Source organism: Microbacterium sp. NPDC091382, assembly GCF_044757025.1.
GTDB lineage: Bacteria > Actinomycetota > Actinomycetes > Actinomycetales > Microbacteriaceae > Microbacterium.
Map to the genome: position 1 here is coordinate 294,536 of NZ_JBIVUD010000001.1, position 22,775 is coordinate 317,310.

At 70.7% G+C, this 22,775-nt stretch carries 22 protein-coding genes; 14 read left to right on the forward strand and 8 right to left on the reverse strand.

Features of this window, described 5'->3' with window-relative positions; genetic code table 11:
• Positions 1-107 precede the first annotated feature (107 nt).
• Entirely contained in the window at positions 108-1,427 is a 1,320-nt protein-coding gene (locus ACIQLK_RS01385; RefSeq protein WP_400362292.1) for an MATE family efflux transporter, read from the forward strand.
• 9 nt (positions 1,428-1,436) lie between these two features.
• Here ACIQLK_RS01385 and ACIQLK_RS01390 read toward each other — a convergent pair whose 3' ends face one another.
• Complete coding sequence (locus tag ACIQLK_RS01390; protein ID WP_400362293.1) at positions 1,437-1,925, reverse strand: hypothetical protein; 489 nt, start codon at positions 1,923-1,925, stop codon at positions 1,437-1,439.
• Positions 1,926-2,091: 166 nt separating this feature from the next.
• Between ACIQLK_RS01390 and ACIQLK_RS01395 the strand changes: the two genes are divergently transcribed.
• Positions 2,092-2,529 carry a hypothetical protein gene (locus ACIQLK_RS01395; RefSeq protein ID WP_400362295.1) on the forward strand — a complete coding sequence of 146 codons (438 nt, stop codon included), beginning with the start codon at positions 2,092-2,094 and terminating at the stop codon, positions 2,527-2,529.
• Positions 2,530-2,615: 86 nt separating this feature from the next.
• Positions 2,616-3,527 (forward strand): murein hydrolase activator EnvC family protein, encoded by a 912-nt coding sequence (locus tag ACIQLK_RS01400; protein WP_400362297.1) that lies wholly within the window; start codon positions 2,616-2,618, stop codon positions 3,525-3,527.
• 62 nt (positions 3,528-3,589) lie between these two features.
• Here the strand turns inward: ACIQLK_RS01400 and ACIQLK_RS01405 are convergent, their stop codons facing one another.
• Entirely contained in the window at positions 3,590-5,110 is a 1,521-nt protein-coding gene (locus ACIQLK_RS01405) for a CitMHS family transporter (RefSeq protein ID WP_400362299.1), read from the reverse strand.
• A 170-nt stretch (positions 5,111-5,280) separates the two neighbouring features.
• On the opposite strand from ACIQLK_RS01405, the gene ACIQLK_RS01410 reads away from it, so the two are divergent.
• From ACIQLK_RS01410 to ACIQLK_RS01420, 3 genes are read left to right on the forward strand one after another with little or no spacing between them, the layout of a single operon-like run.
• Positions 5,281-6,918, forward strand: coding sequence for an ATP-binding protein (locus ACIQLK_RS01410; RefSeq protein WP_400363839.1), 1,638 nt, complete (start codon positions 5,281-5,283; stop codon positions 6,916-6,918).
• The gene (locus ACIQLK_RS01415; RefSeq protein ID WP_400362300.1) at positions 6,911-7,567 is read left to right on the forward strand and encodes a response regulator; all 657 of its coding nucleotides are present in this window, start codon (positions 6,911-6,913) and stop codon (positions 7,565-7,567) included. Before ACIQLK_RS01410 ends, ACIQLK_RS01415 begins: the two co-directional genes overlap by 8 nt.
• Before the next feature lie 29 nt (positions 7,568-7,596).
• Positions 7,597-9,018, forward strand: a complete 1,422-nt coding sequence (locus tag ACIQLK_RS01420) for an AAA family ATPase (RefSeq protein ID WP_400362302.1) — start codon at positions 7,597-7,599, stop codon at positions 9,016-9,018.
• Between the two features lie 81 nt (positions 9,019-9,099).
• Here ACIQLK_RS01420 and ACIQLK_RS01425 read toward each other — a convergent pair whose 3' ends face one another.
• The gene (locus ACIQLK_RS01425) at positions 9,100-9,735 is read right to left on the reverse strand and encodes a TrmH family RNA methyltransferase (protein ID WP_400362303.1); all 636 of its coding nucleotides are present in this window, start codon (positions 9,733-9,735) and stop codon (positions 9,100-9,102) included.
• 54 nt (positions 9,736-9,789) lie between these two features.
• On the opposite strand from ACIQLK_RS01425, the gene ACIQLK_RS01430 reads away from it, so the two are divergent.
• Positions 9,790-11,058 carry an Nramp family divalent metal transporter gene (locus tag ACIQLK_RS01430; protein ID WP_400362305.1) on the forward strand — a complete coding sequence of 423 codons (1,269 nt, stop codon included), beginning with the start codon at positions 9,790-9,792 and terminating at the stop codon, positions 11,056-11,058.
• Between the two features lie 10 nt (positions 11,059-11,068).
• Positions 11,069-11,707: a metal-dependent transcriptional regulator gene (locus ACIQLK_RS01435; protein WP_400362307.1), complete on the forward strand. Its 639-nt coding sequence runs from the start codon at positions 11,069-11,071 to the stop codon at positions 11,705-11,707.
• Positions 11,708-11,942: 235 nt separating this feature from the next.
• Here ACIQLK_RS01435 and ACIQLK_RS01440 read toward each other — a convergent pair whose 3' ends face one another.
• Complete coding sequence (locus tag ACIQLK_RS01440; RefSeq protein WP_400362309.1) at positions 11,943-12,896, reverse strand: SDR family NAD(P)-dependent oxidoreductase; 954 nt, start codon at positions 12,894-12,896, stop codon at positions 11,943-11,945.
• A gap of 83 nt (positions 12,897-12,979) precedes the next feature.
• Here ACIQLK_RS01440 and ACIQLK_RS01445 point away from each other — a divergent pair, with 83 nt between their 5' ends.
• Complete coding sequence (locus ACIQLK_RS01445) at positions 12,980-13,126, forward strand: hypothetical protein (protein WP_400362311.1); 147 nt, start codon at positions 12,980-12,982, stop codon at positions 13,124-13,126.
• A gap of 19 nt (positions 13,127-13,145) precedes the next feature.
• On the opposite strand, the gene pyrE is transcribed toward ACIQLK_RS01445, so the two are convergent.
• Positions 13,146-13,724: an orotate phosphoribosyltransferase gene (pyrE, locus tag ACIQLK_RS01450; protein WP_400362313.1), complete on the reverse strand. Its 579-nt coding sequence runs from the start codon at positions 13,722-13,724 to the stop codon at positions 13,146-13,148.
• Positions 13,725-13,776: 52 nt separating this feature from the next.
• Between pyrE and ACIQLK_RS01455 the strand changes: the two genes are divergently transcribed.
• The 3 genes from ACIQLK_RS01455 to ACIQLK_RS01465 are packed head-to-tail and all read left to right on the forward strand — an operon-like array spanning position 13,777 to position 16,592.
• The gene (locus ACIQLK_RS01455) at positions 13,777-14,616 is read left to right on the forward strand and encodes an exodeoxyribonuclease III (protein ID WP_400362315.1); all 840 of its coding nucleotides are present in this window, start codon (positions 13,777-13,779) and stop codon (positions 14,614-14,616) included.
• A 60-nt stretch (positions 14,617-14,676) separates the two neighbouring features.
• Complete coding sequence (locus ACIQLK_RS01460) at positions 14,677-15,924, forward strand: sensor histidine kinase (RefSeq protein ID WP_400362317.1); 1,248 nt, start codon at positions 14,677-14,679, stop codon at positions 15,922-15,924.
• Entirely contained in the window at positions 15,921-16,592 is a 672-nt protein-coding gene (locus ACIQLK_RS01465) for a response regulator (protein ID WP_400362319.1), read from the forward strand. Before ACIQLK_RS01460 ends, ACIQLK_RS01465 begins: the two co-directional genes overlap by 4 nt.
• A 69-nt stretch (positions 16,593-16,661) precedes the next feature.
• On the opposite strand, the gene ACIQLK_RS01470 is transcribed toward ACIQLK_RS01465, so the two are convergent.
• On the reverse strand, positions 16,662-17,231 hold the full coding sequence (locus ACIQLK_RS01470; protein WP_400362321.1) for an NADPH-dependent FMN reductase: 570 nt from the start codon (positions 17,229-17,231) through the stop codon (positions 16,662-16,664).
• A gap of 214 nt (positions 17,232-17,445) precedes the next feature.
• On the opposite strand from ACIQLK_RS01470, the gene ACIQLK_RS01475 reads away from it, so the two are divergent.
• Both ACIQLK_RS01475 and ACIQLK_RS01480 read left to right on the forward strand, forming a co-directional pair.
• Positions 17,446-18,330 (forward strand): ABC transporter ATP-binding protein, encoded by an 885-nt coding sequence (locus ACIQLK_RS01475; RefSeq protein ID WP_400362322.1) that lies wholly within the window; start codon positions 17,446-17,448, stop codon positions 18,328-18,330.
• Positions 18,327-19,418, forward strand: a complete 1,092-nt coding sequence (locus tag ACIQLK_RS01480; protein ID WP_400362324.1) for an ABC transporter permease — start codon at positions 18,327-18,329, stop codon at positions 19,416-19,418. Before ACIQLK_RS01475 ends, ACIQLK_RS01480 begins: the two co-directional genes overlap by 4 nt.
• Before the next feature lie 52 nt (positions 19,419-19,470).
• Here ACIQLK_RS01480 and ACIQLK_RS01485 read toward each other — a convergent pair whose 3' ends face one another.
• Together ACIQLK_RS01485 and ACIQLK_RS01490 are read right to left on the reverse strand one after the other, a co-directional pair.
• On the reverse strand, positions 19,471-20,883 hold the full coding sequence (locus ACIQLK_RS01485; protein WP_400362326.1) for a serine/threonine-protein kinase: 1,413 nt from the start codon (positions 20,881-20,883) through the stop codon (positions 19,471-19,473).
• A 73-nt stretch (positions 20,884-20,956) separates the two neighbouring features.
• Positions 20,957-22,759, reverse strand: coding sequence for a glycoside hydrolase family 15 protein (locus ACIQLK_RS01490; RefSeq protein ID WP_400362328.1), 1,803 nt, complete (start codon positions 22,757-22,759; stop codon positions 20,957-20,959).
• Between the last annotated feature and the right edge of the window lie 16 nt (positions 22,760-22,775).

Consider the following 22,775-nt stretch of genomic DNA (forward strand, 5'->3'; position numbering starts at 1 on the left):
TCTCGTCTGATTCGGCCCGTCCAGCCCGGTTTCGAGCCTGCGCCCCGTGAAGGTGAGGAGTTGGCGCCGGGCCTGCCGGACAGCCGCTCACCCCTAGGCTGAAAATCATGCTTGCGCCGACCCTGAACCGCGAGATCCTGCGCCTCGCCGTGCCGGCGCTCGGCGCGCTGGTGGCCGAGCCCATGTTCCTCATCGTAGACGCCGCCCTGATCGGCCACCTCGGTGTCGTCCCGCTCGCCGGTCTCGGCATCGCAGGGGCGATCCTGCAGACGATCGTCGGTCTCATGGTCTTCCTCGCCTACTCGACGACGCCCGCCGTCGCCCGCCGGTTCGGGGCGGGCGACACCAAGAGCGCGGTGAGCGTCGGCATCGACGGGCTCTGGCTCGCGCTCGGCCTCGGCGCCCTCCTCGCGCTGTTCGGCACCCTCGCGACACCGTGGCTCGTCGACCTGTTCGGGCCGAGTCGCGATGTCGCGGAGCAGGCGGTCTCCTACCTGGCACTGTCGATGTGGGGTCTGCCCGCCATGCTCATCGTCTTCGCGGCCACGGGCCTGCTGCGCGGCCTGCAGGACACCGTCACACCCCTGTGGATCGCGGGCCTCGGTTTCGGCGCGAACGCCCTGCTCAACTGGCTGTTCATCTACGGATTCGGGTGGGGCATCGCCGGATCGGCCGCGGGCACCGTCGCCTCGCAGTGGGGCATGGTCGCTGCCTACGTCGTCGTCATCGGACGGCTCGCGCGACGCCACGCGGCATCCGTCCTCCCTCAGCGCGACGGGGTGCGAGGGTCGGCCCGCTCGGGCGGGTGGCTGTTCCTCCGGACGGTGTCGCTGCGCGCCGCGTTCCTCGCCACGGTCGCGGTCGCGACGGGTCTCGGCACCGCGGAACTCGCCGGCTGGCAGGTCGCGTTCACGATCTTCTCGACGGCGGCGTTCGCGCTCGACGCCCTCGCGATCGCGGCGCAGGCGCTGATCGGGCGGGGACTCGGCGCGCAGGACGAACCGTTCGTGCGACGCGTACTCGGCCGCACGGTCGCCTGGGGCGCCTGGTTCGGCGTCATCGTGGGAGTCCTCATCGCCGCGCTCTCGGGCATCATCGGGCTCGCGTTCACCGGCGACCCCGACCTGGCGGCCCTGATCGTGCCGGCGCTTCTCGTTCTCGCCGTGGCGCAACCGGTGTGCGGCGTCGTGTTCGTGCTCGACGGCGTGCTCATGGGCGCCGGCGATGCCAAGTACCTCGCGATCGCGGGCGGCCTCAACCTGGTGCCGTACGTCCCAGCGCTCGCGGTGGTCGCGGCACTGCACCCAGCCGGATCGGGCGGACTCGCGTGGCTCGCCGCCTGCTTCTTCGGCGTCTACATGCTCGCCCGTCTCGGGACCCTCGGCTGGCGCGTACGCCGCTCGGAGTGGATGACCGCGACGGTCTGAGACCCCTCGTCAGCCGAGGATGAATGCCCCCAGCGTGTCATCGTCGACCGATCCGCCCGCGAAAGGGAAGGGCGGGGCGATCGTCATGAGGTTGCCGTCGGCGGCGTATCCCAGGTATCCGAACCACCACAGCCAGACCTGACTGACGACGACCGTTCCCGCAGTGATGACGACGACGGCGGTGACGGCTCGCGAGAGGATCCGACGGCTCTGATCAGCCGTCGACGCTCGACGGAGCACCCACCAGATCGACACCACGAGAACGACGACCAGTGCGATCGCCACGAGCGGGCTGGGTTCCAGCTGCAGGCTCGCGCACCGCTCGTCCGGCATCGGCGGGTACCAGTCATTCGGTGCGGGTTCGCACACCCGCCGCGACGTGCTCGTCGCCGCCCATACGACCGCTACGGCGACGGCCGTCATCACGACCGCTCCCAGAATCTCGCGCACGACCGGTGCGCCGACGAGCGGCGAACGCTCGAAAGCCTGCAGTGACATGTCTCCCCCACATCGTGCGCACCCCCAGCGCGCGCAAGGTTCACCGTAGCGGCATCCGCCCCTCGATCGCGGCGAGTTCGGTGAGGTTCGCGCCTACCTTCCTGCGGGAACCCGCGCTCGCAAAAATCGCTTCCGTTACTTCATCGAGTTGAGTTACTGGCACCTCGTGCCTTCCAAGTTCGCTGCGGCACTCGCAGCTCTCTCCGTCGTCTCAGTGACGCTCGTCGGGTGCGCGACGCAGTCGCCGGGCGCCGCGGTGTCGACCGCCTCCCCGCCGCCGACGGCTACTGGTTCGGAACCGACGACAGAGGCCATGCTCTCCGAGTGCATCGCGACGGCATCCGCTTCAGGCCCGGGCCCTGCTCGCCAGCTCGAGAGATCCGACCTGATGCCCTCGAAGACGCGCACGGCTTTGCGGCCAGACGACGTCTGGTACCTCGCCGTGCCCCTGGACGACCCCAAGGCGCCCGCAGCACAACTCGACGAGCTGCAGTGCCTCATCCGCGCTGACGGCGCGGTGGAGATGGCGGCCGTCCGCGAGAAACCTGCCGTAGATGACTTCGCAGTCTGGGCATCAGCGCGCAACAAGGAAGGCGGACTGTGAGCGAACGACAGGGTACCGGCGAGCCTCTTGTCGTCGCAGGCCTCAGCAGACGCCAGCTCGTGACGCTGTCGCTCGCATCCGTCGGCATGGCGGTGGTCGCGAGTCAGCTCCCCCTCCAGTCCGCGTCTGCTGCGGCCGGGTGGACTCACCCGTTCGCCGAGCGAGCCCAGTACAACGACGACAATCCCTTCGGTCGTTACCGTCCGGACATCTACACATCGTCACCCCACCGCCACCGAGGCTCGGATTTCATCGGATCGGGAGACATACGCGTCAGGGCAGTGCGCCCAGGCAAAGTCGTCCACGCCGGAACTGAAACCTGGGCGGGCGGGCAACTCGGCCAGGTGGTCGTCATCCAACACGACGACTACTGGTCGCTGTACGCGCACATGCAAGACGGGTCGCTGACCGTCGGCCGGAATGACACGGTGTCGAACGGGACACCTCTCGGACGGATGGGCAGCACCGGCAAGGCCAACGGGGCCCACCTGCATATCGAGATCGGTGAAGGCAACTGGAACAACCAGCGACCGTTCGACACTCTTCTCGATCCCTATCCGCTGGTCGGGAAGGCCCCCCGTCCAGGATCCAACGACCCCACAGAGGATGACATGCCCGCATTCGTTCGCTACATCGATACCCGGAGCCGTTCGCTCACGTCGGGCACCTGGTACAACGTCGCCCTCAGCGAGGATGGGGGAACCTCCTTCGCCAGCGGGAAATGCATGGTCAATTCAACCGTCGTCGTCCGCCTCTATGGATTGGATCCCGGCGCAGAGGTTCAGTTCCGCCTCGTTCGCACCAAGGTCGGCACCGACACCATCCGTGACGGCACAGCCGTTCGCGAGGCGGTGGCGACCGGCGGCGCAACCTATGCGACCGTGAGCGACAGCTTCGAACTCAAGCAGTCAGATGACGGTCTGCGGTGGCAGTATGCCGTCTTCCAGTCCGGTGTGACCGTCGACCGCACGGAGACGACCGCGCTGGTCTTCGGCTGAACATCGACACCGCTTCACGCTGGCGGTGACACCGCCGATCGCCGGGGCGGACCCACCCGGCCTCAGGCCATCAGCGGGATCGAGCCGACCAGGACACCCACGGCGAGCATCACGAGCGACACGATCACAGCCCGCCACAGGACCTTCTTGTGGTGGTCGCCGAGGTTGACGCCGGCCAGTGACACGAGCAGCAGGATCGCCGGGACGAGCGGGCTCTGCAAGTGCACCGGCTGACCGGTGATCGAGGCGCGCGCCATCTCGACGGGGTCGATGCCGTAAGTCGTCGCGCTCTCGGCGAGGATCGGGAGGATGCCGAAGTAGAACGCGTCGTTCGACATGAAGAACGTGAACGGGATCGAGAGGATGCCGGTGATCACGGCCATGAACGGTCCGAGCGACGGCGGGATCACCTGCGTGACCCAGCTCGCCATCGCCGTGACCATGCCGGTGCCGTTCAGCACACCGACGAGGACACCCGCGGCGAGGACCATCGAGACGACCCCGACGATGCTCGGGGCGTGGGCGACGATCTCGTCGGCCTGCGTCTTGAGCCGCGGGAAGTTGACGATCAGCGCGATGGCCGCCCCGACCATGAACACGTAGGCCAGCGGGTAGATGTCGAGCACGAGCATCACCATCACGGCGATCGTCAGCACGAGGTTGAACCAGATGAGCTTGGGGCGCAGGCTCGCCCGGTTCGGGTCGAGCAGGGTGTCGGCCATCGCGGTGTCGGCCGTGTCGACGAGCTTCGCGGCGTCGACGGCTGTGCGGGCGCCGCGCACGGTGACGATGTTGCCGGTGCGCAGGTGCGCGAGAGCGCCGGGCTTGTTCTCCGCGCCGCGGAACAGGCGCGGGGCACCGAGACGTCCGTCGCCGGTCGCGGCCTCGAGGCGGGAGGTGTCGACCGATCCGGCGAGGCGGCGTCGCTCGGAGAGGCCGAGGAACCAGGCGAACAGCAGCGAGATGACGAGGCCCGTCGCGAGCGAGGGCAGCATGGGCACGAAGATGTCGGTGGGCTGCAGTCCGAGCGCCGACGCGGCCCGGACCGTGGGCCCGCCCCAGGGGACGATGTTGAGCGTGCCGTTCATGAGGCCGGCGACACACGTCAGCACCACCGGGCTCATACCCAGGCGGAGGTAGATCGGCAGCATCGCCGAGGTCGTGATGATGAACGTCGTCGACCCGTCGCCGTCGAGCGAGACGGCGCCGGCGAGGATCGCCGTGCCGAGCACGACCTTCGCGGGGTCGTCGCCCAGCAGGCGCGTGATGAGGCGGATGAGCGGGTCGAACAGGCCGACGTCGATCATGATGCCGAAGTACATGATCGCGAACATCAGCAGCGCGGCCGTCGGTGCCAGATCGCCGATCGCATCGATGACCATGTCGCCGAGACCGAGGCCCGCGCCGGCGAACAGACCGAAGATCGTCGGCACGGTGATGAGCGCGACCATCGGCGTTAGACGCCGCGTCATGATCAGGGCCATGAACGTCAGCACCATGACGAACCCGAGGACGACCAGAACGGTGTCGGGCGGCGTGAACGCCACGGGGTACTCGGCTGCGGCGGTCTGCACGATGCTCATCGCGACTCCCTCGTCGTGAAGCGGTACCCACGGAGCCGGGCACCTTGTCTCGTGACAGTAGAGACAGGTCGGGGCGGAACGCGCGCTAAGGCGCATTCCCCGTCGTTGTGCGCGTAACGTGGCTTTCGCTCATTGTGCGCAGGAGGTGACGGATGCGGTTCGGAAGCCGGATGCTGGTCCTCCAGCTGGTCACGCAGGTATGCGTCGTCGCGGCATGCGCCGGCGTCTTCCTCTTCCTGGGGGTCCAGCAGCTGCGCGCCGAGGCGGAGTCGTCCGCGCTCAACATCGCCCGCACCGTCGCGACGACCCCGGACGTCCGAGAGCTCGTCGCGGACTACTCCGCCGATCCCGGCATCCCGGATGCCGCGGCTCTGCGCGAGGGACCGCTCCAGGCGTACGCCGCCGGGGTGACGTCCCGTACCGACGTGCTGTTCGTCGTGATCACCGACGACCACGGGATCCGGCTCGCCCACCCCGATCCCGATCGACTCGGCGAGGTCGTGAGCACCAGTTTCGACGACGCGCTCGCCGGTCGCGAGGTGGTGACGTGGGAGTCGGGCACCCTCGGCGAGTCGGCGCGTGCAAAGGTTCCGGTCTACGCTCCGGGGACGGATCGCCCCGCCGGCGAGGTGAGCGTCGGCTTCGAGCGCGCCAGCGTGTTCCGTGACCTCCCGGCCCTTCTCACCGGGATCGCTGTCGCCGTCCTCCTCGCGCTTGCGCTGGGTGCGATCGCGGCGCTGCTTCTGCGCAGACGCCTCGAGCGGGTGACCCTGGGCCTGCAGCCCGAGGAGCTGGCTGCACTCGTCCAGACGCAGACCGCCGTCTTCGAGAGCGCGGATGAGGGCGTGGTCGCCGTCGATCCGCACGGGGTCGTGCGCGTGTGGAGCGATGCGGCCACACGGATGCTGGGTGTCCGGGTCGAGCCGGGATCGGCGCTCATCGACGCACCTCTCGATGACGCGGTGCGCCAGGCGCTCGCGGCCGGGGCCCCGTCGGGGATCTCGGTCGATGACCGCATCGTCTACATCGACGTCCGCCCGGTCCGACGCCGGTCCCACGCGCTCGGGACGGCCGCGGTCCTGCGCGATCGAACGGACCTGCTCGCCCTGACCGAGCGTCTCGACGGCGTGCGGACGCTGACCGACGCCCTGCGCGCCCAGCGTCATGAGTTCGCCAACCGGCTGCACGCGGCATCCGGTCTTCTCGACGCCGGCCGCGTCGGCGAGGCCCGCGACTTCCTGCGCGACGTGTCGGGCCGTGGCGCCGTGGACCTTCGCGTCGCGGGAGCGGATGCCGTGACCGACCCGGTCCTGCAGTCGTTCCTCGGCGCGATGGCCGAGAGCGCGCGAGAGCGCGGCGTCGAGCTGTGCGTGGGCGCCGACACGCTGCTGCGCAGCTCACTGCGCGAGGTGGAGGACACGTTGGCGGTGCTCGGGAACCTCGTCGGGAACGCGGTCACCGCCGCGGCATCCTCTCCGGCGACCCCGTCGTGGGTGGAGGTCACGCTCCTCGACGCGCTGGACGAGGGCGGCGCGGGCGAACTGGTCATGACGATCGCGGATTCCGGTGCCGGCCTGGCGGGGTCCGGGGACGTGTTCGCGGGCCGGGCGGGTTCCGACACCGAGACCGCGGTGCACGGGCACGGCATCGGCCTGCCCCTGTCGCGCGAGATCGCGCGGCGCCGCGGCGGCGAGGTCTGGATCATCGACCCGGGTGGCGAGGGCAGCGGCGCGATGTTCGGCGCGCGCCTGCCGGGAGTCATGGGGCCGGCGGGACCCGGCGAGAAAGAGGAGAACGAGGATGCCTGATATCCGCGTGCTGATCATCGACGACGACTTCCGGGTTGCCGGCGTCCATCGCGACATCGTGGCAACAACGCCCGGGTTCGTGGCACTCGAGCCGGCGCGGACGGCGGCCGCGGCGATCCAGTCGGTACGCACCGATGCACCCGACCTGATCCTGGCCGACGTCTACCTGCCTGACGGCGACGGCATCGAGGTCGTCCGCTCGTGCGGTGTCGACGCCTTGGTGCTGTCCGCCGCGACCGACGCTGCCACCGTGCGCCGCGCGTTCCGCGCCGGAGCGCTCGCCTACCTCGTCAAACCGTTCGAGGGCCGCACCCTCGTCGATCGGCTCGGACGATACGCACGGTATCGCAACCTGCTCTCAGACGCGGCTCCGCTCACGCAGGACCAGATCGATCGGGCGGCGACGGCGCTGCGAGGCGCACCCGAGCAGGCGTCGCTGTCCCGGTCGGCCACCGAGCGGACCATCCTCGCCGCCCTGTCGGACGGCGAGGCCTCTGCCAGCGAGGTGGCGGATCGGGGCGGGATCTCCCGCGCCACCGCGCAACGGCACCTCACCGCTCTGGCTGCGCGCGGCATCGTGGAGATCAGCCTGCGGTACGGCACGACGGGCCGCCCCGAGCACCGCTTCCGGCTCGCTGCGACGGAGTAAGGCTCACCGCCGTCCCCTAGAGTGCGGGCATGGACCCTCGCGACGACGAGCTCATGGCCGACTTCCACCGCCTGATCCAGCGGATGAACCGGATGCCGGAACCGGTGGCGACGACACTCACACCGCTCGGCGAGATCATCCGCGAGCATCTCGGGGAAGATCCGGCCGGGCTGCCGCTCGTGTCGGAGCCCGTGCTGCCGCATCGCCTGGTCGACGCCGACATCGCCCTCGACGCCCTCTCGGCGGACGACCCCGACGCCCGGACCGTAGGCATCCGCGGGGGACACCACCTGCGTCACGAGGACTTCACCGGCATCATCGTCTCGCCCTACGCCCGCATCGAGGCGGGACCCGTCGAGTACGTCTCGACCGCGACCGGACCGGGCACGTCCCGCCAGACCAAGACGACGGCGCTCCGGCTGTTCCGTCACGCCGGCTCCCCCGTCGCCGTGCTGCAGCGCGGCTCCGATCCGCGATCGGGTCGAGAGGGGGCGCAGCTCGAGGTTCTCGCCGCCGACGCCGAGGCGGCGAACGCACTCCTCGCGGAGACCCGTCGCCGAATGAACGAGATGAGTGTCGTGCGCGGCAACGTGGTGAGCTTCGCGCGCGGCGAGTACGGCGAGGGCGTAGGCGGGATCACGTTCCTCGAACGCCCGAAGGTCAGCGCCGACGACGTGGTCCTCCCCGACGGCCTGCTCACCCGCATCCGCGATCACGTCGTCGGCATAGGCGAGAACGCCGCCGAGCTGCGAGCCCGGGGGCAGCACCTCAAGCGCGGCGTCCTGCTGTACGGGTCGCCGGGTACGGGCAAGACCCTCACGATCCGCCATCTCATCGCCCAGACGCCCGGGACGACGGTGGTCCTGCTTCAGGGTGCGGCTCTCGGCCTCATCGGGATGGCGGCGCAGCTGGCGCGGGCGATGAGCCCGGCGCTCGTCGTGCTCGAGGACGTCGACCTCGTGGCCGCCGATCGCGGCGACTACGGCCTGCAGCCGCTGCTGTTCGAGGTGCTCGATGCCCTCGACGGTCTCGACGGGGACGCGGATGTGGCGTTCGTCCTGACGACGAATCGGGCGGAGATCCTCGAGCCGGCCCTCGCCGCACGCCCCGGGCGGGTGGACCTGGCGCTCGAGATCCCGCTGCCCGATCTGCCCGCGCGGTCCCGGCTGTTCCAGGTGTACGGCGGCGACCTGCCACTTTCCGCCGCGGCGCTCGATACGGCGGCTGAGCGCGCGGACGGGGTCACGGCATCCTTCGTCAAGGAGGTCATCCGCCGGGCGGTGCTGCGCGCCGTCGGCGAGGACCGCGACGTGACCGACGACGATCTCGACGTCGTGCTCACCGCGATGCTCGACGACTCCCGGGGCATCTCGCGGGTGCTGTTCGGAGGAGACGCCGCGGCCGATGTCGCCGACGGTCACGGGGCGGCGGAGTTCGGGATGTTCGACTGAGGTCGCCGTGCCGCGCACCCGGACGACAGACACCGCCGAGTCGGGGACGAGCACCGTCGCGCGACGATCACCACCTGAGGCTCACGCGTGGCGGCGGCACCACTCGTACATGACGACGGCTGCCGCGGCCGAGGCGTTGATCGACCGGGTCGAGCCGTACTGGGTGATCTCGACGACGCCGGATGCCGCTTCGAGTGCCTCCGGCGACAGCCCCGGCCCCTCCTGCCCGAACAGCAGGACGCACCGCTCGGGCAGGTCGGCGCGGTCCACCGGCACCGACCCGTCGACGTTGTCGATCGCGAGGACCGGCAGACCCGCGGCATCCGCCCACGCCGTGAAGGCCGCGACGTCCTCGTGGTGGCGGACGTGCTGGTACCGGTCGGTGACCATCGCGCCGCGCCGGTTCCAGCGCCGCTTGCCGATGATGTGCACCTCGGCGGCGCCGAACGCGTTGGCGCTGCGCACGATCGAGCCGATGTTCATGTCGTGCTGCCAGTTCTCGATCGCGACGTGGAACGGATGCCGCTTCTCGTCGAGATCCGCCACGATCGCGGCCATCGTCCAGTACCGGTACCGGTCGACGACGTTGCGCCGGTCGCCGTGCTCGAGCAGGTCGCGGTCGTAACGCGGGTCGTCCGGCCACTCGCCCGGCCACGGCCCGACGCCGACGGGGAGCTGCGGCTCGGCGTCGCCGACGGGATCGAGCGGGTCTGGCACCGGTCCAGGCTAATGGGCGCCGCGCGCACCCCCTCCTGCGCTAGATTTTTCGGCATGCCGAAAAATCGCGAGACAGCGGGGCTCCGCACGCGTGCAGCCTGGCTCCTCGGCCCGGCGCTCGTCGCGGGAGTGGCGTACCTCGACCCCGGCAACGTCGCGAGCAACATGACCGCCGGCGCTCGGTACGGTTACCTCCTGGTCTGGGTCGTCGTGCTCGGCAACGTCATGGCGTGGCTGATCCAGTACCTGTCCGCCAAGCTCGGCATCGTGACGGGTCGGAGCCTGCCCGAGCTCCTCGGCGCGCGCTTGCGCACGAACACGGCTCGCCGGGCGTACTGGCTGCAGGCCGAGCTCGTCGCGATGGCCACCGATGTGGCCGAGATCATCGGGGGCGCGGTCGCGCTCTGGTTGCTGTTCGGCGTGCCCCTCCTGTGGGGCGGGCTCATCACGGGCGCGGTCTCGATCGCGCTGCTGCTCGTGCAGTCCCGCCGCGGTGCGCGCAGCTTCGAGTTCGTGATCATCGGCCTGATGGCGGTCATCGCCCTCGGTTTCACCTACGGCGTCTTCGTCGGCCCGCCCGAGGCGACGGGCGTCGTCGAGGGCCTCCTCCCCCGCTTCGACGGCACGGACTCGGTGCTGCTCGCGGCATCCATCCTCGGCGCGACGATCATGCCCCACGCGATCTACGCGCACAGCTCGCTCGCCCGCGACCGCTTCCGACCCAGCGAGAACCGCCGGACGGATGCCGCGGCCGCCGACGCGGCGATCGACACCCGCCGCGTGCTCCGCGCGACCCGCTGGGACGTGACGATCGCCCTCGCGATCGCCGGCACCGTGAATCTCTGCATCCTGTTGCTCGCGGCGGCGAACCTCGCCGGGGTCCCCGGCACCGACAGCCTCGAGGGGGCGTACGCTGCGCTGCAGTCCGGGATCGGGCCCGTCGTCGCGACGCTGTTCGCCGTCGGACTGCTCGCCAGCGGCCTGGCCAGCAGCGCCGTCGGCGCCTACGCGGGCGCCGAGATCATGCACGGCCTCCTGCGCATCCGAATCCCGCTCCTCGTGCGCCGCCTCGTGACCCTGGTCCCCGCCCTTGCGATCCTCGCCATCGGCGTCGACCCGACACTCGCGCTGATCATCAGTCAGGTCGTCCTGAGCTTCGGCATCCCGTTCGCCCTCATCCCACTCATCGCGCTCACCGCGAAGACCGACGTGCTCGGCGCGTACCGCAACCGGGCGTGGACGACGGCCGCCGGCATCCTCGCGTCGGTCTTCCTCGTCGCACTCAACGGCCTGCTGCTCTGGCTCACCCTCTTCGCCGGATAATCTGGGGCGCGTGCCCGCGTCCACGGTCGACGACTACCTGAAGACGATCTACCACCACACCGAGTGGCAGACCGATCCCGTCACCCCCTCGGTGCTGGCCGCCGAACTCGGACTCGCGCCGTCGTCCGTGACCGAGATGGTCAAGAAGCTCGCCGCGCAGGGCCTCGTGTCGCACCGCCCGTACGGTCCGATCTCGCTGACGGATGCCGGGACCCGCCGTGCCACCGCGGTGATCCGCCGGCATCGCCTCATCGAGACGTGGCTCGTCCGCGAGTTCGGCTACGCGTGGGACGAGGTGCACGACGAGGCCGAGGTGCTCGAGCACACGATCAGCGACCGGCTGCTCGCAGGCATCGACGCGCGCCTCGGGCACCCTCGGTTCGACCCGCACGGCGACGCGATCCCCGGCCCCGACGGTTCGGTCGAGCGCGAGCCGTTCGTCCTGCTCGCCGAGGCGACGATCGGACACACCGGTCGTGTGCTGCGGGTCTCGGACCGAGACCCCGCGCTCCTGCGCTCACTCGAGGAGGCCGGGATCGGCGTCGGCCACACCGTCACCGCGACGGGCCGTGACGCCGTGCAGATCGACGGCGGACCGACGATCGACCTGCCGCCCGCCGCCGCGCGGGCGGTGTGGCTCACCGCCTGAGAGTCTTCGGCGGACGGCGCAGTGCCGCCCGGACCCAGAACTCCAGCCGCGAGTGCTCGGGGGCGAGCCGGACCCGCCGCCGACCAGGGCCGGCACCCGACGACAGCACGGGCACGGTGAGGACGAATGCCCGACCGGTGTTGCGGATGATGCGCCCGCGACCTGTGGAGGTGACTCCCGCACCGCGGGTCGTGCATCCGTCGCCGCACCCGACTGAGCCGCGCCAGAGGCGGCCTCAGCGCAGGCGCAGTCGCCGACCTTTCAGGTAGGGCCACTCGGAGCGGGTGGCGTGCTCGGCGTAATGCCACATGCGGGCGCCGATGTCGGGATCGACCGTGACCCGTGGGGGGCGGACCAGCACCGGCGCGCCGGTGTACGTGTGCGCCGGCCCCCAGTACTGGCCGCCCTCGGCCTCGGGATCGACGAGCGCGCGGACCGGGGCCCACGCCCCGCGCTCCTTCGACTGCGCGACCGCCGCCTGCAGGCCGCCGACGAACCGCTTGCGTCGCGACGGGGTGCTGACACCGGCGATCCGACGGGTCCGCCCGCCGAGCGAATAGCCGGGGTGCGCGACGAGACTCGCGACGGGGACGGATGCCGCCCGCAGCCGCCGGTCGGCTTCGAACCCGATGGCTGCGGTCGCGACCTTCGACTGCACATACGCGCGCCACGGGGTGTAATCGTCGACGAGCTCGGGATCGACGGGATCCCAGGGGAAGAGCTTCGTGGCGACGGAGCCGAGCCAGACCATGCGACCACGGGCCGCCGCGAGGGCGGGCAGCAGAGCTCCGGCGAGCGCGTAGTGGCCGAGCGCGTTCGTCGCGATGACGAGCTCGTGCCCGTCGCGGGTGAGCTGTCGCGTTTTCGGCGGATGCACGATCCCGGCGTTGAGCATGACGCCGTGCAGTCCGACACGGCCGCGGACGGTCGCCGCGGCGGCGCGCACCGACCCGAGGTTGCTCGTGTCGAGCGCCAGGGTTTCGAGGTCGGCATCCGGCACCTGCGCCAGGATCGCCGCGCGGGCGCGGGACAGCTTCGACGGGTTGCGCGCCGTCATGACGACGTGCGCGCCGGCTCCCGCGAGCTGCAGGCACGAGAAGAAGCCGAGGCCGGTGTTCGAACCGGTGACGAGGTAGCGGCGGCCGCTCAGATCGGGGAGATCGTCGGGGTCCCAGTCGTCGCGCGCCACATCCTCGACCCTACGCTCGGCGCCTGTGCGCGGCATCCCCTTGCGGAGCTCTTGTCGAGAGGCCCGCGTGGGAGAGTGGACGGATGAACGGACTCGAGCAGAACCTGCTGTTCGCCGTCGTCGGGCTGACGATGGTCACGTCGTTGGTGCTCGTCGTCGTGCAGATGGTGCGGCGGCGCCGCGACGACGAGGACGACCGCAATCCGTGGGACGACCTCGAACCCAAGTAGACCCCGAGCCCCAATAGGGCTACTGCGGCGCCAGCCCCAGGTCGTCGAGGTCGATCGCGGCGAGCCAGGCGAGCCCCTCGGCCTCGACGGCGGCCTGCGCTCCGGTCTTGCGGTCGACGATGACGGCGACGGCGACGGGCTCGGCACCTTCGCGACGCAGCGCCTCGACGGCCTTCAGGGCGGACTGGCCGGTCGTCGAGGTGTCCTCGACGACGACGACGCGCTTGCCGACGACGTCCGCTCCTTCGACCTGACGGCCGCGGCCGTGGTCCTTGGGCTCCTTGCGGACGACGAACGCATCGAGCGGAGCGTCGGTGCGCGCCGACTCGTGCATGACGGCGTTCGCGATCGGGTCGGCACCGAGAGTGAGTCCGCCGACCGCGACGATGCCGTCGACGTCGCGGATGAGGTCGAGCATGATGCGCCCGATCGCGGGAGCCGCACGGTGGTCGAGCGTCAGCTTGCGCATGTCGACGTAGTACGAGGCCTTCTTACCGCTCGACAGGGTGAAGTCGCCGTGGAAGACGGCCTCCTCCTGGATGAGCGAGATGAGGCGCCGGCGGTCGGCTTCGAGTTCGGGCGTGGAGGCGACGGTCACGGCACCGAGTCTACGACCGGGCACGTCCGACGCCCGATCTAGGCTGGAGACCATGCGGCTTGCCACCTGGAACGTCAACTCGATCCGCGCCCGCGTCGTGCGCACCGTCGACTTCGCCGTGCGCGAGAACATCGACGTGCTCGCGATGCAGGAGATCAAGTGCAAGCCCGAGCAGTTCCCCTACGAGGCGTTCGAAGAGGCCGGTTACCACGTCGAGGCGCACGGCCTGAATCAGTGGAACGGCGTCGCCATTGCGAGCCGTTCGCCGATCACCGAGGTCGAGTACGCCTTCCCCGACATGCCCGGCTTTCTGAAGGGACACGAGGGTCCGGATGCCCCGCAGGAGGCTCGCGCCCTCGGCGCGACGATCGACGGGGTGAAGGTCTGGAGCCTCTACGTCCCCAACGGCCGCGGCCTCGACGACCCGCACTTCACCTACAAGCTGCACTGGCTCGAGGCGCTGCGCGCGTATACGCAGTCCACGCTCGCCGCGCACCCCGATCTGCCGCTCGCGCTCGTCGGCGACTTCAACATCGCCCCGACGGATGCCGACAACGGCGACCCGACCGTGGTCGAGGGCGTGACGACCCACGTCTCCCCCGACGAGCGCGCGTCGTTCCAGGCACTGCTCGACGCCGGCCTCAGCGACACCGTGCGTCCGCTGGTCCCCACCGGCTACACCTATTGGGACTACAAGCAGCTGCGCTTCCCCCGCAACGAGGGGCTGCGCATCGACTTCATCCTCGGATCGGCGGCCTTCGCCGACGGCGTGGTCGGGGCATCCATCCACCGGGACGAGCGCAAGGGCGAGATCCCCAGCGATCACGTGCCCGTCGTGGTCGACCTGGACCTCGACGGCGAGGACGACGACGACCGTCCGATGATCTTCTGATCGGGCGTCTCCCCCGCAGGGCGGATGCCGCGACCCGCGGCCCCCTCTAGCGTGGAAAGCATGCCCGAATCGTTGCTCCGCCGTCCGGCGACCGTGGCCGAACGACGCCAGGACGCCTGGCTCGCCGCCGGACTGTTCGTCGCCGCCATGATCAGCACCGCCTTGGGCTCGGTCTCGGGCGTCTACAACGGCGACCACCCCGACCTGATCTGGGGGCTGCTCTACTCGGTCGCGATGACGGCGCCCCTCGCCTTCCGGCGGCGGTATCCGATGACGGCGCTGATCGCGGTGTCCGTCGTGTTCTTCGTGGGAGTCTCGGCGCGCATCCCCGAGCTCTACGTCGGCAACGTCGCCCTGTTCGTCGGGATGTACACGGTCGGCGCGTGGGTGTCGGACCGTCGCCGCGCGGCGCTCGTGCGCATCCTGCTCATCGTCGCGATGTTCGTGTGGCTCATGATCACGATCTTCCAGACCGCGGCGTCCCCCGAAGAGGGCCTGTCTCGGGAGGGGCCGTTCTCGCCGTTCGCGGCCTTCGCGATGATCCAGTTCCTCGTCAACGTGGCGTTCTTCGGCGGGGCGTACCTGTTCGGCGAGCGCGCATACACGGGCGCGATGGAGCGCACCGCCCTCGAGGAGCGCACCGCCGAGCTCGAGCGGGAACGCGAGCGGACGGCCGCCCAGGCCGTCGCGCTCGACCGGGTGCGCATCGCCCGCGAGCTGCACGATGTCGTCGCACACCACGTCTCGGCGATGGGCGTGCAGGCGGGCGCTGCGCGCACCGTCCTCGACCGGGATCCGGATGCCGCGCGCACCGCGTTGACCGGCGTCGAGTCCTCGGCGCGCCAGGCGCTGACCGAACTGCGCCAGCTGCTCGAGACCCTGCGGACGCCCGAGACCGAGGCGCCCGGCGGGTCGACGGTGCGCCTGGACGCCTTGCCCGACCTGGTCGCGCACGCGAACGAGAACGGCCTGCCGACCGCGCTCTCCATCGTGGGCGACCCGGTTCCGGTCCCCGAGCTCGTGCAGGTGAACCTGTACCGCATCGCGCAGGAGGCTCTGACCAACGCCCGACGCCACGGCGGGCCCGGGGCGACGGCCGATGTGCGTCTGCGATACGCCGACGACGCGGTGGAGCTGGAGGTCTCGAACGAGGGCCGCGGACCGATCTCCGGAAGAGCGGGCCTCGGCCTCGTCGGGATGCGCGAACGGGCCGATTCCTCCGGAGGAACGCTCGAAGCGAGGGCCCGGCCTCGAGGCGGATTCCTCGTGCGGGTGCGTGTGCCGCTGTCGCAGGCGGTGCCGGCATGATCCGAGTTCTGCTGGTCGACGACCACGCCGTCATGCGCGCCGGGTTCCGAATGATCCTCGAGGCGGCGGGCGACATCGAGGTCGTCGGTGAGGCCGGCGACGGTCGCGCCGCCATCGAGGCCGCGCACACGCTCCAGCCCGACGTCATCTGCATGGACGTGCAGATGCCCGACATGGACGGCCTCGAGGCGACGCAGCGCATCGTGGCAGATGCGGGGGTCGCGGCATCCGTCGTCATCGTGACGACCTTCGACCGCGACGACTACCTGTTCCAGGCGCTGTCGGCGGGAGCGAGCGGGTTCCTGCTGAAGAACGCGGGACCCGAGGAGCTCACGAACGCGGTCCGTGTCGCTCATTCGGGCGATGCGCTGCTGTCGCCTTCCGTGACCCGCCGCGTCATCGAGCGCTTCGCGCAGACCGGGGCCGAACCGGCGGCATTCCTCCCCCGAGAGACGGATGCCGCGCCCGCCCTGCCGGTGGACCTCACGGACCGCGAGGTCGAGGTGCTGCGCCTGCTCGCGCAGGCGATGAGCAACGGCGAGATCGCCCGCGAGCTCTTCATCGGCGAGGCGACGGTGAAGACACACGTGTCGAACGTGCTGCAGAAGCTCGGCGCCCGCGACCGCGTCGCCGCCGTCGTCTGGGCGCACCGCTACGGCCTGACCTGACCCGACGACGCACGAGAAACGGCCCCGCCCGAGTCGGGGCGGGGCCGTTCCGGCCGGAGGGACCGGGCGTCAGGCGCCTGCGGGCACCTTGGCGTAGCGGTCGACGAGGTCGTTGAAGGCCTCGAGGTAGCCGACGAGGAAGCCGGCCGTCTCGTCGTTGGTGACCTCGCCGTTGTCGGCGAACAGGCCGGGCGTGCTCTGGATAAAGCCCTCGGGCTGGCCGAGCGTCGGAGCGTTGAAGTGGCTGAGGATCGTCTTCAGGTGCTGCTGCGCCGCGGCCGTCGCGATGCCGCTGCCCGACGTGCCGATGACGGCGGTGGGCTTGAGGTTGAACGCGTTCTGACCGTAGGGACGGGCAGCCCAGTCGAGCGCGTTCTTGAGGACGCCCGGAATCGAGCGGCTGTACTCGGGGGTCACGATGATGACACCGTCGACGTCGGCGATCGCCTGCTTGAAGTCCACCGCGACCTGGGGGAAGTTCCCGTCGTGGTCGACCGAGTAGAAGGGCAGGTCTGCGATCGGGATCTCGACCAGCGTCGTGCCCTCGGGGGCGAGACGCTTCAGCGCCTCGGCGAGGCGGCGGTTGATCGAGGTCGACGAGATGCTGCCGACGATGTAGCCGATGGTGCGGTCCGTCATGAGTCCTCCAAAAGAGAATCGAAAGGGATGCCGGAGGGCATCGCACACTCCAACGAGAGCCCCGGCATCCGTATTCCTATGAATGCACCGACAACCGCTCTCCCCCGCTCGGCGGGGATGGGTTTCACCCGCCGGGGGGAGGCCCCCGGCATCCGATCTCCCTAGCGTGGGACACGTGCCGCCGCCGGTGGCGCACAGACCACAGGAGGAACGGATGCTGCAGCTACGCGGGATCACCAAGAGCTACGGATCGAGGCGCGTGCTCGATGACATCGCCTTCGACGTCGCACCCGGCCGGCTGACCGGCTTCGTCGGCGGCAACGGCGCCGGCAAGACCACGACGATGCGCATCATGCTCGGCGTGCTCGGCCGCGACGCCGGCGAGGTCACCCTCAACGGGGAGCCCGTCACCGCCGCCGACCGGCGCCTGTTCGGCTACATGCCCGAGGAGCGCGGCCTCTACCCGAAGATGAAGGTGCTCGAGCACATCGTCTACCTCGCTCGCCTGCACGGGTTCTCGAAGGCGGATGCCACGACCCGCGCGACGGCCCTGCTTCAAGAACTGGGGCTCGGCGAGCGCCTGAGCGACAACGTCGAGACCCTCTCGCTCGGCAACCAGCAGCGCGCGCAGATCGCCGCCGCGCTCGTCCACGACCCCGAGGTGCTGATCCTCGACGAGCCGTTCTCGGGCCTCGACCCGATCGCCGTCGACGTCGTCGCGAACGTCCTGCAGACGCGCGCGGCGCAGGGCGTCTCGGTGCTGTTCTCGTCGCACCAGCTCGACGTCGTCGAGCGTCTGTGCGACGACCTCGTCATCATCGCGGGCGGCACGATCCGCGCGGCCGGCACCCGCGAGGGACTCCGCGCCGAGCACGCGACCCGCCGCTTCGAGCTCGTCTCCAGGACGGATGCCGGCTGGCTCCGCGACGAGCCGGGCGTCGAGGTCGTCGACTTCGACGGCGGATACGCCCTCTTCGAAGCCGACTCCGACGAGACCGTGCAGCGCGTCCTGCACCGCGCGATCGCTGCGGGCGACGTGACCACGTTCGCGCCGCGCCGCCCGACCCTCGCCCAGATCTTCACGGAGGTCATCCAGTGAACACGTCCGTCTCCCCCTCGTTCGGCCAGAGCGTCTGGCTCGTCACCGAGCGTGAGCTCGGCTCGAAGCTTCGCTCGAAGTCCTTCATCATCTCCACCGCGGTCATGTTCCTGATCGTGCTGGCCGGTGTCCTCTGGGCGGGCTTCACGGCGCAGAGCGACAGTCGCACCCCGATCGCGGTCACCTCCGAGACGGCGTCCGCCATCACCGACCCGAAGGCGTTCGACGTGACCGAGGCCGCGTCAGCCGAGGAGGCGCGCGAGCTCGTCCGCGACGGCGACGTCGACGCGGCCGTCGTCCCCGGTGGCGACGAGCCGCTCGGCTACACCGTCGTCTTCGACGAGTCCGTGTCCAGCGGCCTTCTGCAGCAGCTCAGCATCGCGCCGAAGGTCGAGATCCTCGAGCCGGCGAGCACCGACGGTTTCCTGCGGTACATCATCGCGATCGCCTTCGGCGGTGTGTTCTTCGCCGCCGCGCTGACCTTCGGCACGACGATCGCGACGAGCGTCGTCGAGGAGAAGCAGACCCGCGTGGTCGAGCTGCTCATCTCGGCGATCCCGACCCGGGCGCTCCTGGCCGGCAAGGTGCTCGGCAACACGATCCTCGCGATGGGGCAGATCGTCGGCATCGCCGCGGTCGCCATCGTCGGGCTGACGGTGACGGGCCAGGACTTCCTCATCGCCGGCCTCGGCGGCCCCATCGCCTGGTTCGCCGTCTTCTTCCTGTTCGGCTTCGTGCTGCTGGCAGCGCTGTTCGCCGCGGCCGGTGCACTGGTCTCGCGCCAGGAGGACATCGGCCCGACGATCACCCCGCTCACCTACATCGTGATGGCGCCGTACTTCCTCGTGATCTTCTTCAACGACAACCCCGTCGTGCTGACGATCATGTCGTACGTCCCCTTCTCGGCACCCGTCGGAATGCCGGTGCGCATCTTCGTCGGCGAGGCGCAGTGGTGGGAGCCCCTGCTCGCGCTCGTCGTCATGCTCGCCGCGTGCATCGGCGCGATCCTCGTCGGCGCGAAGATCTACGAGAACTCGCTCCTGCGGATGGGCGCTCGCGTCAAGCTCCGCGAGGCGCTCTCGCGCTGAGTACTCGGAACCGAACCGCCCCTCCGCTTCTGCGGCGGGGCGGTTCGTGGGTTCACGGCTTGTCCTTCGGCCCCTTGCGATCCCTGTTCGCGTCGCGCTCGGCGCGCTTCTCGGCGTCCTTGGCCGCCTTCTCGGCATCCTTGGCCGCCTTCTCGGCATCCTTCGTCGCTTCGTCGTCGATCGCCTCGTCGTCGGGAGCGGGATCGTCGGTCGTCGTCGCGACGGTCGGAGACGGTGTCGGATCGGTCGATACGACCTCGGCCGGAGCGGACTGCCGCGGTTCGGTCTGCGCCGGGTCGGTCGAGGTCGGCTGGGGCGCCCCGGCGAGGGACCCCGCCCAGATGCTCCCCGCCGCGATCAGCGCGACCGCACCCACCGCGAGTCCGATGACGAGCGGCCGCCGTGATCGGACCGTGTCCGGACGGTCGCGCACCGCTTCTGCACCGGCTCCGGCACCGGCACCGGCTCCGGCGAGCGCGACGGTGGCGGCCGTCGGGTATTGCCGGGTCGGGGCATCCCCCGTCGTCTCGTCGCCGCGTGCCGGATCGAGATCGGCGACGGGTGCGACCGGGATGCCGGCGGCCACCGCTGCACGCACGGGCGGCAGGGGCGGCGCGCCATCCACCGGCTCGGTCCGCAGACGCTCGGCGGCTTCGACCACCTCGAGCGCCGTCGGCCGATCCTCGGGCGCGGTCGCCGTCATCCTCGACAGCAGCGAACGCCATCCGGCGCTGAGCGTGTCGGGCACGGCAGGGGGCGACGTCAGCCGGGCGATGGCCGCGCTGACACCGTCGGTGTTCGGATAGGCGCGCTCACCCGTGAGTGCTTCGAGCAGGACGAGGCCGAGGGCGTACACGTCGGACGCCGGCGCCGGATCGCGCCCCTGCACCTGTTCGGGGGCGAGGTACGCGGCGGTGCCGATGATCGTGCCCGGCGTCGTCACCCGCGCGCTGTCGAGAAGGAGCGCGATGCCGAAGTCGGCGAGCTTCGCGCGCGGCCGCCCTCCGGGCAGGTGCGGCGGAGCGAGCAGGACGTTCGACGGCTTGACGTCGCGGTGCACCACACCGGAGCCGTGGACGACGTGGAGGGCTTCGCCGAGTTCGGCGGCCAGGGCCGCGACCTCTGCGGGCGGCACGGGCCCGTCGGCGATGCGGGCGCTGAGGGTGGGGCCGTCGACGAGCTCCATGACGAGGTATTCGGGCGACCCGCTGAGGTGGGCGTCGAAGAGCGTGACGAGCGAGGGGTGGTTGAGGGAGGCCAGGAGCGTGACCTCGCTGCGCGCGCGCTCGGGGGCACTCACGGCCTCTTCGACGGCGGGGCGGAGCACCTTGACGGCGACGGTGCGACCGAGCGCCGTGTCGTCCGCACGGAAGACGCGCGCCATGCCGCCCTGCCCGATCTGCGCGACGAGGCGGTAGCGCTCCGCCAGCATGTCTCCCGGCAGGGGCTCGGGTGTCTCCGTCATCGCGTCCTCCTCTCGCATCGTCGCGGTCGAGGCTACCCGCGGCCGGCTGTGACCGACATGCTCTTGACCGGGCTCAGGTGCGGTGGGCGGCGCGGCCGGTGTGTCCGGCGAGCGCGTCCGCCGCGCCGACGAGCGCGAGGTGGCTGAGGGCCTGCGGGGTGTTGCCGATGTGACGACCGGTCGCCGGGTCGTACTCCTCCGACAGCAGCCCGACGTCGTTCGCGACGGCGCAGAGGCGGTTCATGAGGCGTGTCGCGTCCTCGATGCGTCCCGTCGCCGCGTACTGCTGGGCCAGCCAGAACGAGCACGCGAGGAACGGATGCTCGTCGCCGGGTAGCCCATCGGTTCCCGCGGCCGTGCGATACCGCATGACGAAGCCGTCGCGGAGCAGGTCCCGCTCGATACGGGCGACGGTGGCGAGCATCCGCGGATCGTCAGCGGCGCAGAAGCCCACGACGGGCAGGAGCAGCAGTGAGGCGTCGACCTCGTCGGTGGTGTCGTGCTGCGTGAAGTGACCACCCGCGGCATCCACTCCCGTCTCGTCGATCTCGGATCGCACCCGATCCCGCAGCGCCTCCCACGTGCCGGCGTCTCCGGGGAGGCCGTGTTCGCGCACCGCGCGGACGCCCCGATCGAGCGCCGCCCACACCATCGCGCGCGAGTGCGTGAAGTGGTGCAGGTCGCCGCGCATCTCCCAGATGCCGTTGTCGGGACGGTCGGCCCACTCGACCACCTGCGCGAGGAGGGCCCGCTGCAGAGACCAGGAGGATGGAGTCTCCGCAACGCCCGCCAGTCGGGCGGCTTCGAGCGCGACGAGGACCTCGCCGATCACGTCGCCCTGGTACTGGTCGACCGCGCCGTTGCCGACGCGGACGGGAGCTGACCCCTGGTAGCCGGGCAGGCTCGAGAGCTCGCGCTCGGGCAGGTCGCGCTCGCCGCCGAGGCCGTACATGATCTGCACGTCGGCGGGGTCGCCGGCGACGGCGCGCAGCAGCCAGTCCCGCCACCGCCTCGCCGCCTCGGTGTAGCCGTGGGCGAGGTAGGCCTCGAGGGTGAGCGCGGCGTCCCGGAGCCAGACGAAGCGATAGTCCCAGTTGCGGGATCCGCCCGGGTCCTCGGGGAGCGACGTCGTGGCGGCGGCGACGATCCCGCCGGTCTCGGGGTGCGTCAGCGCGCGCAGCACGAGCATCGACCGCATCAGCGCGGCGTCCCACGCTCCGCCGCGGTCGACACGCGAGGCCCACTCCGTCCACCAGGACCGGGTGCGGTCCAGCGCCGCGTCGACGTCGATCGCGACGGGATGCCGGTGGTACGACCGATCCGCCGTGAGCACCGAATCGACGGTCTCGCCCGCGTGGACGGTGAACGCCGCGCGGTGCGTCTTCCCGTCGGGGTGCAGCCGCGGACCGCGGACCGCGACGGCGTCGGGGCCGGCGATGGCGAGCAGGACCGGAGCCGCGGAATCCCCGATCTGGCGGACCCAGGGCAGTGCGCGGGCGTAGTCGAAGCGCAGGAGGAGCTCGCTCTCGAACGCGACGGCCCCCTCCACGCCGACGACGCGGCGGACGACGGCATCCGTCTCCTCGGCGGCAGGCATGAACTCGACGACGTCCGCGACGCCGTCGGCCGTTCGCCAGCGCGTGACCAGCACGAAGGTGTCGCCGTCATAGCGCCGCGTGGCGGTCGATCCGGGATCTGCGGGGCGCAGACTCCAGCGACCGTGCTGCTCGTCGCCGAGCAGTGCGCCGAAGATCGACGCGTCGTCGTAGCGCGGCAGGCAGAGCCAGTCGATGCTCCCCGCATCCGAGACGAGAGCGCCGGTGCGGCAGTTGCTGAGCAGGGCGTAGGACTCGATCGGGGCAGACATCGTCGTCATTGTCACGCTCCGCCGA

Bases quoted from the DNA above. Each gene is read 5' to 3' on its own strand.
- ACIQLK_RS01465 (WP_400362319.1), top strand. From the start codon at position 15,921: ATGATCCGAGTTCTGCTGGTCGACGACCACGCCGTCATGCGCGCCGGG.
- ACIQLK_RS01445 (WP_400362311.1), top strand. From the start codon at position 12,980: ATGAACGGACTCGAGCAGAACCTGCTGTTCGCCGTCGTCGGGCTGACG.
- ACIQLK_RS01455 (WP_400362315.1), top strand. From the start codon at position 13,777: ATGCGGCTTGCCACCTGGAACGTCAACTCGATCCGCGCCCGCGTCGTG.
- ACIQLK_RS01410 (WP_400363839.1), top strand. From the start codon at position 5,281: ATGCTGGTCCTCCAGCTGGTCACGCAGGTATGCGTCGTCGCGGCATGC.
- ACIQLK_RS01385 (WP_400362292.1), top strand. From the start codon at position 108: ATGCTTGCGCCGACCCTGAACCGCGAGATCCTGCGCCTCGCCGTGCCG.
- ACIQLK_RS01460 (WP_400362317.1), top strand. From the start codon at position 14,677: ATGCCCGAATCGTTGCTCCGCCGTCCGGCGACCGTGGCCGAACGACGC.
- ACIQLK_RS01430 (WP_400362305.1), top strand. From the start codon at position 9,790: ATGCCGAAAAATCGCGAGACAGCGGGGCTCCGCACGCGTGCAGCCTGG.
- ACIQLK_RS01415 (WP_400362300.1), top strand. From the start codon at position 6,911: ATGCCTGATATCCGCGTGCTGATCATCGACGACGACTTCCGGGTTGCC.
- ACIQLK_RS01405 (WP_400362299.1), bottom strand. From the start codon at position 5,110: ATGAGCATCGTGCAGACCGCCGCAGCCGAGTACCCCGTGGCGTTCACG.
- ACIQLK_RS01485 (WP_400362326.1), bottom strand. From the start codon at position 20,883: ATGACGGAGACACCCGAGCCCCTGCCGGGAGACATGCTGGCGGAGCGC.
- ACIQLK_RS01490 (WP_400362328.1), bottom strand. From the start codon at position 22,759: ATGACGACGATGTCTGCCCCGATCGAGTCCTACGCCCTGCTCAGCAAC.
- ACIQLK_RS01390 (WP_400362293.1), bottom strand. From the start codon at position 1,925: ATGTCACTGCAGGCTTTCGAGCGTTCGCCGCTCGTCGGCGCACCGGTC.
- ACIQLK_RS01470 (WP_400362321.1), bottom strand. From the start codon at position 17,231: ATGACGGACCGCACCATCGGCTACATCGTCGGCAGCATCTCGTCGACC.
- ACIQLK_RS01475 (WP_400362322.1), top strand. From the start codon at position 17,446: ATGCTGCAGCTACGCGGGATCACCAAGAGCTACGGATCGAGGCGCGTG.
- ACIQLK_RS01420 (WP_400362302.1), top strand. From the start codon at position 7,597: ATGGACCCTCGCGACGACGAGCTCATGGCCGACTTCCACCGCCTGATC.
- ACIQLK_RS01400 (WP_400362297.1), top strand. From the start codon at position 2,616: ATGGCGGTGGTCGCGAGTCAGCTCCCCCTCCAGTCCGCGTCTGCTGCG.